Here is a 7,246-nt window from a genome sequence, read left to right as displayed (position 1 = left end):
AAGAAAACGCGCTGGATTGAGGCCGATGAGATCCTGGCGGTGGCTTACGACCAGATTATCCCCGGTTATGACACTGACGCGACCAATACGTTGCGCTTAATGATGGGGCAATGAATGCTATAGCTAAGCGGGAATGGCGCTCGTCCATAAGCAACTATGCAGATCGTTGATAAGATTTGATAGTCATGCCGGGCAATACTTTACCCGGCATTTTTCTCAGGACGCCAGTGAAAGTTGGTGTTTCTCAATATACGCCGCCAGCCACTGGGTGATGCGGGACTGCTGCTCGGCGGTCAGCCACATGCCTTCTTTGGTGCGACGCCAGATAGCATCTTCAGTACGGCGCACCCATTCGTGATCCACCAGGTACTTGAGTTCCGCTTCGTAAAACTCATGACCGAAATCTTCGCCTAAATCAAGCAGTGACGTGGCTTCGCCGAGAATCCACTCCGTGTTGCTGCCGTAAGTGCGCGAATAGTGGCGCGCCAGCGATTCCGTCAGGAATGGGTAACGACGACGCAGCTTCGCCGCGTAATCTTCGCGGCTGCCGTCGATGTCGCCGCCGGGCAGTACGCACGTTTTGGTCCATGCCAGCCCGATGCCTGGATAATAAGACGCCAGTTTTTCCATCGCATGTTCGGCCAGCTTACGGTAGGTCGTGAGCTTACCGCCAAACACGGAAAGCAGCGGCGCTTTGCCGTTTTCATCATGAATATCAAGGGTATAATCGCGAGTGATCGCCTGCGGCGAGTCGGACTCATCATCGCACAGCGGACGGACGCCGGAGTACGTCCAGACGATGTCATCGCGCCCCAGTTGTTTCTGGAAGTGCGCGTTATAGACCTTCAACAGGTAATTAATTTCGCTCTCTTCAATTTTTACCGCTTTCGGATCGCCTTTATATTCGACATCGGTTGTGCCAATGATCGAAAACTCTTCCATCCACGGAATGACAAAGACGATACGCTTATCTTCGTTTTGCAGAATATACGCCTGCTTCTGATTATGGACGCGCGGCACGACGATATGGCTGCCTTTGATCAGGCGGATGCCATACGGCGACGGCAGGTGCATCCCTTCGTCGAAGAACTGTTTGACCCACGGTCCGGTGGCGTTAACCAGTCCGCGCGCCTGCCAGACATATTTTTTACCGGTGTCGATATCTTCCGCTTCGACAATCCACAGGCCATTTTCCCGACGAGCGGCGGTTGCGCGAGTACGGGTAAGGACTTCGCCGCCTTTACGCACCACCATCTGTGCGTTAGCCAGCACCAGACGCGCATCGTCTACCCAGCAGTCAGAATATTCGAAACCGCGCACAATCTCAGGTTTCATTACGGAATCCGCGCCAAACCGCACACCGGTAGAACTCGGCAAACTGGTGCGTTTGCCCAGATGATCGTACATAAACAAACCAATACGGATCATCCAGGCCGGACGTAAATGCGGGCGGTGCGGCAGACGAAAACGCATCGGGAAGGCGATGTGCGGCGCCATTTTCAACAGCACTTCACGTTCTGCCAGCGCTTCGCTGACCAGACGGAACTCATAGTGCTCAAGGTAGCGTAATCCGCCGTGGATAAGTTTCGAACTGGCGGAAGAGGTCGCGCAGGCCAAATCCTGCGCTTCCAGCATGAGTACGGACAAACCGCGTCCGGCGGCATCAGCCGCGATGCCTGCACCGTTAATGCCCCCGCCTATCACGATCAGATCTTTGGTTTCCATGCTGCCCTCTTGCACTTTCGTTAAAGTTCAAAAATGTTCGTTATCGAACATGATAGCAAAGAAACGCGCTATTGGTAACATCGGAAAAACATTTTAGAGTGATATGTATAACATTATGGCGTTTAACTGCCGTCGGGACGTACACTAAGAAGTAACATGTCCGAAAAGCGTCACCTGCAATATAAAGAAGAGAGAGCAATGGATCAGTTTGAATGTATTAATGTCGAAGAAGCGCATCAGAAACTGCATCAGGGGAGCGCGGTGTTAGTGGATATCCGCGATCCGCAAAGCTATGCGATGGGTCATGCGCCGCAGGCGTTTCACTTGACTAACGATACGCTGGGCGCGTTTATGCGTGAGCATGGTTTCGATACCGCGGTGATGGTAATGTGCTATCACGGCAACAGTAGTAAAGGCGCCGCGCAGTATCTGCTCCAGCAAGGCTATGATGCGGTTTACAGCATTGACGGCGGGTTTGAGGCCTGGCATCGCCGTTTCCCTGCCGATGTCGCGAATGGCGCGTAATCCCATAAAGATGCAGCCTCCGACGAGAAGGGTATATATACTGTCTTCTTTTGTATGGACTAAGCGACAGCAATAATGTTGATGATTACTTCCTTTGCGAATCCTCGCGTGGCGCAGGCATTTGTTGATTACATGGCCACCCAGGGCGTCATTCTTACTATTCAGCAACATAATCAAAGCGATATCTGGCTGGCAGATGAATCGCAGGCCGAACGTGTGCGGGGCGAGCTGGCGCGGTTTATAGAAAATCCCGGCGATCCGCGTTATCTGGCGGCTAGCTGGCAGTCCGGACAGACGAACAGCGGGCTACGCTACCGCCGTTTTCCCTTTCTCGCCACGCTGCGTGAACGAGCCGGCCCTGTTACCTGGATCGTGATGCTCGCCTGCGTGCTGGTCTATATCGCGATGAGTCTCATCGGCGATCAGACGGTGATGGTGTGGCTGGCGTGGCCGTTCGATCCGGTTTTAAAATTTGAAGTCTGGCGCTACTTCACCCATATCTTTATGCACTTCTCACTGATGCATATTCTTTTTAACCTGCTGTGGTGGTGGTATCTCGGCGGGGCGGTAGAGAAGCGCCTGGGCAGCGGTAAATTAATCGTCATTACGGTGATAAGCGCGCTGCTAAGCGGCTATGTACAGCAGAAATTTAGCGGCCCGTGGTTTGGCGGGCTGTCTGGCGTCGTCTATGCGCTGATGGGTTACGTGTGGCTGCGCGGAGAGCGCGATCCGCAAAGCGGAATTTACCTCCAGCGCGGCTTAATTATTTTTGCATTATTGTGGATAGTCGCTGGTTGGTTTGACTGGTTTGGCATGTCTATGGCGAACGGCGCGCACATCGCCGGGCTTATCGTCGGTTTAGCGATGGCCTTTGTTGATACGCTGAATGCGCGAAAACGAACGTGAGGCGTATCCGGCTTGTGGTCGAGATATTTTTCCAGGCCGGGTAGGGCGAATGCCGCTATCCGGTGCAAGGTTGGTTACTTTCAGAGATTATTCATGAAACAAACACAACGGCATGACGCGATCATTGAACTGGTGAAAAAACAGGGGTACGTCAGTACGGAAGAGCTGGTGGAGCATTTTTCTGTCAGCCCGCAAACCATTCGTCGGGATCTTAACGATCTGGCGGAACAGAATATGATTTTGCGCCACCACGGCGGCGCGGCGTTGCCATCCAGCTCGGTGAACACGCCGTGGCACGATCGTAAGGCGACGCAAACGGAAGAAAAAGAGCGCATCGCTCGCAAAGTCGCGGCCCAGATCCCCAATGGTTCAACGCTGTTTATTGATATCGGCACGACGCCGGAAGCCGTAGCGCACGCCCTGTTAGGGCACAGTAATTTGCGGATCGTGACCAACAATTTGAACGTAGCGAACACGCTAATGGCGAAAGAGGATTTTCGTATTATCCTCGCCGGCGGCGAACTCCGTAGCCGCGACGGCGGCATTATTGGCGAAGCGACGCAGGACTTTATCGCCCAGTTCCGTCTCGATTTCGGCATTCTCGGTATTAGCGGTATTGATAGCGACGGCTCATTGCTGGAATTTGACTACCATGAGGTACGCACCAAGCGCGCGATTATCGAAAATTCGCGCCACGTGATGCTGGTGGTGGATCACTCTAAATTTGGCCGTAACGCGATGGTAAACATGGGCAGCATTAGTATGGTCGATGCGGTCTACACCGATACCCTACCACCGCCGGGCGTGATGCAGGTGATTGCTGACCACCATATTCACTTAGAGCTGTGCTAAAGAGACTGTCTTATCAGGCATTAATTTAAACCCCGTACCCCATCATCTTCAGCAACTGCTGCGCGTGCTGTACCGCGTCCTGACGGTGCGCGACGCCGAGTTTCTGGTAGAGGTTGCGGATATGCGTCTTAATGGTGGTTGCGGCCACCGCCAGTTCGCCGGCAATCTGTTCGTTGCTGTAACCGGAATAGATAAGCCCTAACACCTGCCATTCACGCTGGGTGAGCGGGCTGGTGCGAATAAGCTCCGGGACATCCGGATGGTTAAGCAGGCGCTCGACGAAGCCTTCGTCAAAATGGGCGAATTTATGCCGGTGATGTTGGTTAATCTCTCGCAGGATGCGCTGCGCGCGATGCTGCTCCATCTCCGGCAGCGTATTGAGCTGGATAAGCTGACGCAATTGTTGCGCCATGGCTTCGCCTTCAATCACAAAATGGCTGATAAATCCGGTGCGGTTGGCGAGCTGTAAGGCATCAAGCAATACGCGCTGGGCATCGTTTTTCCGCCCGGATTGCCAGTAAAGCTGATTGAGTAACAGCAGATTGCGGTTTAAATCGCTCATTAAGCGCAGGCTACGGGCATTCTCATTTAACTCTTCCAGCACGATTTCCGCAGGCTCGAATTCGCCCAGCAGGATCTGCGCGCGGGCGATATTCCGCCATTGTCCTTGCAGAAAATGGTTATTGGCAAACGCCGGTTTGGGCGTATGACGTAACCAGTTGGCGGCGGATTTTTTGTCGCCGGTTAACTGCCAGTAAATGACACGCACCTTATCGGCGTTAGAGATCCAGTCGCAGTGATAACGACCATTGCCTAATAAATTTTCCAGTCGGTTAAGCTGACTACGGGCATTATCCAGATCGCCGCGTGCCAGCGAGCACTGCACCAGTAACGTCAGGCACTGCAACTGTTGTTGCGGCTGGAAGGTAGACAGCACAGCGATACCGCTACGCGCCGAGGCTTCCGCTTCGTCAAGGCGCGCCCACGCCCACAGCAATTGCGCGCGGATACGTACCAGAAACTCATGCATCGGCAGTTGTTCCAGATGTTGCTCTTTGATCAACTGGAAGGCTCTCTCCTGCGTTTCCCATGCGGCCTGCAGGAATCCCTGGGCGAACTGAATTTCGCTTTGTTGAATTAAGCTCCACAGCGCGTAATGCCAGACGTCATGATGGCGCGCCATTTGTTCAGTTTGCTGCATCAGCGATAAAGACTGGCTGAGATCGCCTTTACAGTGCAGCACTTCACCGTGAACGGAGGTCGCGACAATGCGGCTATAAAACCAGGCGAGAGGAAGCTCATCCAGCGCCAGTTTCGCCAGCCGCTCTGCTTCTTCCGGATTGCCGTCGTTGATGGCGACCTGGGCGCGCAGCGCGTTAAATTCAGCATGCAGCGTGCCGTCCATGACCCCTTTGATCTCTTGTTCGGCGCGCGCCAGCAACGTATTCACTTCGCTGTAGCGGTGTTGGCTTTGCATCAGCCAGGCCTGTAACAACACCAGCCGCGGATTTTCCAGCAGGCTTTCCCACGGCAGCGCTTTTAATGACTCTTCCAGCAGCGCCAGTTCACTGTGATTAAACAGCCCCCACGCATGGTTAAGCAGGATATCGCGCAGCATTTGCGCGTCACCCGCCGCCAGCGCATGATGAATAGCTTCGCTGGGAAAACCTTGTTCCATCCAGCTTTCCGCGGCCGCGCGGTGGATCTCCGGCAGTTCCGCCGCCAGTTCCCACTGGCAACGCTGGCGCAGAAAGCTACCAAACAACGGGTGATAGCTAAACCACTCGCCCGTGTCGTCCATGCGTTGCAGGAATAACCCCTGACGCTCAATCTCCTCCAGCCGCATCTGGCCGTTTTCTTCGCCGGTCACACGCACGATCAACGCGTCATTCATTGAGCGTAAGATCGCGCTTTTAAGTAAAAAATGTCGGGTGCTGACATCCACATTATCCAGTACTTCGTCCACCAGATAATCAGAAAGGTGGCTGGCATTAATCCCGGCAAGACGGCGGGCGGAGTGATGCGCAGAGGTATGGTTCTGGCGCGCGGAGAGGGCGATCAACTGTAGCGCAGTGGCCCAACCGGCCACATCATCGCACATGCGGCTGCTCTCAGCGGCTTCAATGGGCGACGAAAGACGACGGTCAAAAAATTGCTTTGCTTCCTGATGGTTAAAAGCCAACTGCTGGCTACCGATTTCCAACAGCTGATCGCGCACGCGCAGGTTAGCGATGCCCAGTTGCGGTAAATTACGCGATAACACCACCAGGGTGAAATTTTCCGGCTGATGCCGTAAGAAAAAGCGCATCGCGTCGTGAATCACCGGATTGGTAATCAAATGGTAGTCGTCAATCACCAGATAAAGCGGGCGATGCCACTGCGCCAGTTCAATAAAGAGCTGTGCGAAGAGGGACGTCAGGCTGGCGTACTGACGTTTTTGCGCCATCGCTTCGCTGGTAGAGCAGTGTCCGCCGGTGGCCTGTTGGATAGCGGCAATTAAGTAACTGGCGAATCGCTCTTGCTGGTTATCGCCTTCGTCGAGAGAGTACCAGCCTAATTCATTTTTGCCCGCCGCCCACTGTGAGACAAGCGTGGTTTTCCCATAGCCAGCAGGACTGGTTACCAGGGCGAGCCTGAAATTGTTCGCGCCGGAAAGTTTAGCCAACAGCCGCTCACGAACCACGGTATGGTCGAGACGAACCGGACGACTTAATTTAGACGGAATCAACATAGCAATCACTTCACTGTGGGAAATGGGGGGAACTGCGATTTTTTTTGCGCTTCGTAATTAATAGATATAAGGTCGGCCAGAAAGCATTTTAATGCAAGCTAAGCAGACTTTTTATGTGTCTGAATTTGCACTCTGTCACAATTCTAAATAACGGTATTAAAAAAGTATTCGGCGCGGTTGAAACGAGCGTCAGAGCTGGGCTGAGGTCATATTTTCGTTATTGTAAATAATGTCCTGGACATCATCCGGATTTAACACAATGGCGATACCAGGCGTTTAATTAATTATGTTTAGTGAGTGAATCTCCCGCCGCTGAATATTTCAGGTAAGAAACTATTTCGGCGTTCATATAATCTTCGAAAATACCCCTTCGCGATTTACTGTTATTTCTGTTTATTCATTTGATTATGCGTAACACTGGGTGTCGTTGACAGGAATCGGCGCGTTTATACCCTTCATACTTCAAGTTGCTTATGTGTTGGCTACGGATTACTCGGCCCATCCATG

At 53.0% G+C, this 7,246-nt stretch carries 5 protein-coding genes and 1 pseudogene; 4 read left to right on the top strand and 2 right to left on the bottom strand.

Annotated features, from left to right (window positions below; all coding sequences use genetic code 11):
* A pseudogene (locus tag ACLD11_RS21575) lies at positions 1-111 on the top strand (hypothetical protein); the annotation flags it as partial.
* Positions 112-216: 105 nt separating this feature from the next.
* On the opposite strand, the gene glpD reads toward ACLD11_RS21575, so the two are convergent.
* On the bottom strand, positions 217-1,725 hold the full coding sequence (gene glpD / locus ACLD11_RS21570; protein WP_411015356.1) for a glycerol-3-phosphate dehydrogenase: 1,509 nt from the start codon (positions 1,723-1,725) through the stop codon (positions 217-219).
* Positions 1,726-1,923: 198 nt separating this feature from the next.
* On the opposite strand from glpD, the gene glpE reads away from it, so the two are divergent.
* The 3 genes from glpE (at position 1,924) to ACLD11_RS21555 (ending at position 4,008) form a co-directional block, all read left to right on the top strand.
* A complete protein-coding gene (gene glpE / locus ACLD11_RS21565) occupies positions 1,924-2,250 on the top strand; it encodes a thiosulfate sulfurtransferase GlpE (protein WP_411015357.1) in 327 nt (108 codons plus the stop codon).
* Between the two features lie 75 nt (positions 2,251-2,325).
* Entirely contained in the window at positions 2,326-3,156 is an 831-nt protein-coding gene (gene glpG, locus ACLD11_RS21560) for a rhomboid family intramembrane serine protease GlpG (RefSeq protein ID WP_000928699.1), read from the top strand.
* Positions 3,157-3,249: 93 nt separating this feature from the next.
* Complete coding sequence (locus tag ACLD11_RS21555) at positions 3,250-4,008, top strand: DeoR/GlpR family transcriptional regulator (protein ID WP_411015355.1); 759 nt, start codon at positions 3,250-3,252, stop codon at positions 4,006-4,008.
* A gap of 25 nt (positions 4,009-4,033) precedes the next feature.
* On the opposite strand, the gene malT is transcribed toward ACLD11_RS21555, so the two are convergent.
* Complete coding sequence (gene malT, locus ACLD11_RS21550) at positions 4,034-6,739, bottom strand: HTH-type transcriptional regulator MalT (RefSeq protein WP_000907030.1); 2,706 nt, start codon at positions 6,737-6,739, stop codon at positions 4,034-4,036.
* Positions 6,740-7,246 lie beyond the last annotated feature (507 nt).

Origin of the sequence: Salmonella sp. 741265116_PST, from assembly GCF_046567715.1 — a bacterium.
Classification (GTDB): domain Bacteria; phylum Pseudomonadota; class Gammaproteobacteria; order Enterobacterales; family Enterobacteriaceae; genus Salmonella; species Salmonella enterica.
The sequence above is the reverse complement of the archived record's forward strand: the minus strand, read 5'-3'. Positions and strand labels throughout refer to the sequence as shown.

Bases quoted from the DNA above. Each gene is read 5' to 3' on its own strand.
- glpE (WP_411015357.1), top strand. From the start codon at position 1,924: ATGGATCAGTTTGAATGTATTAATGTCGAAGAAGCGCATCAGAAACTG.
- ACLD11_RS21555 (WP_411015355.1), top strand. From the start codon at position 3,250: ATGAAACAAACACAACGGCATGACGCGATCATTGAACTGGTGAAAAAA.
- malT (WP_000907030.1), bottom strand. From the start codon at position 6,739: ATGTTGATTCCGTCTAAATTAAGTCGTCCGGTTCGTCTCGACCATACC.
- glpD (WP_411015356.1), bottom strand. From the start codon at position 1,725: ATGGAAACCAAAGATCTGATCGTGATAGGCGGGGGCATTAACGGTGCA.
- glpG (WP_000928699.1), top strand. From the start codon at position 2,326: ATGTTGATGATTACTTCCTTTGCGAATCCTCGCGTGGCGCAGGCATTT.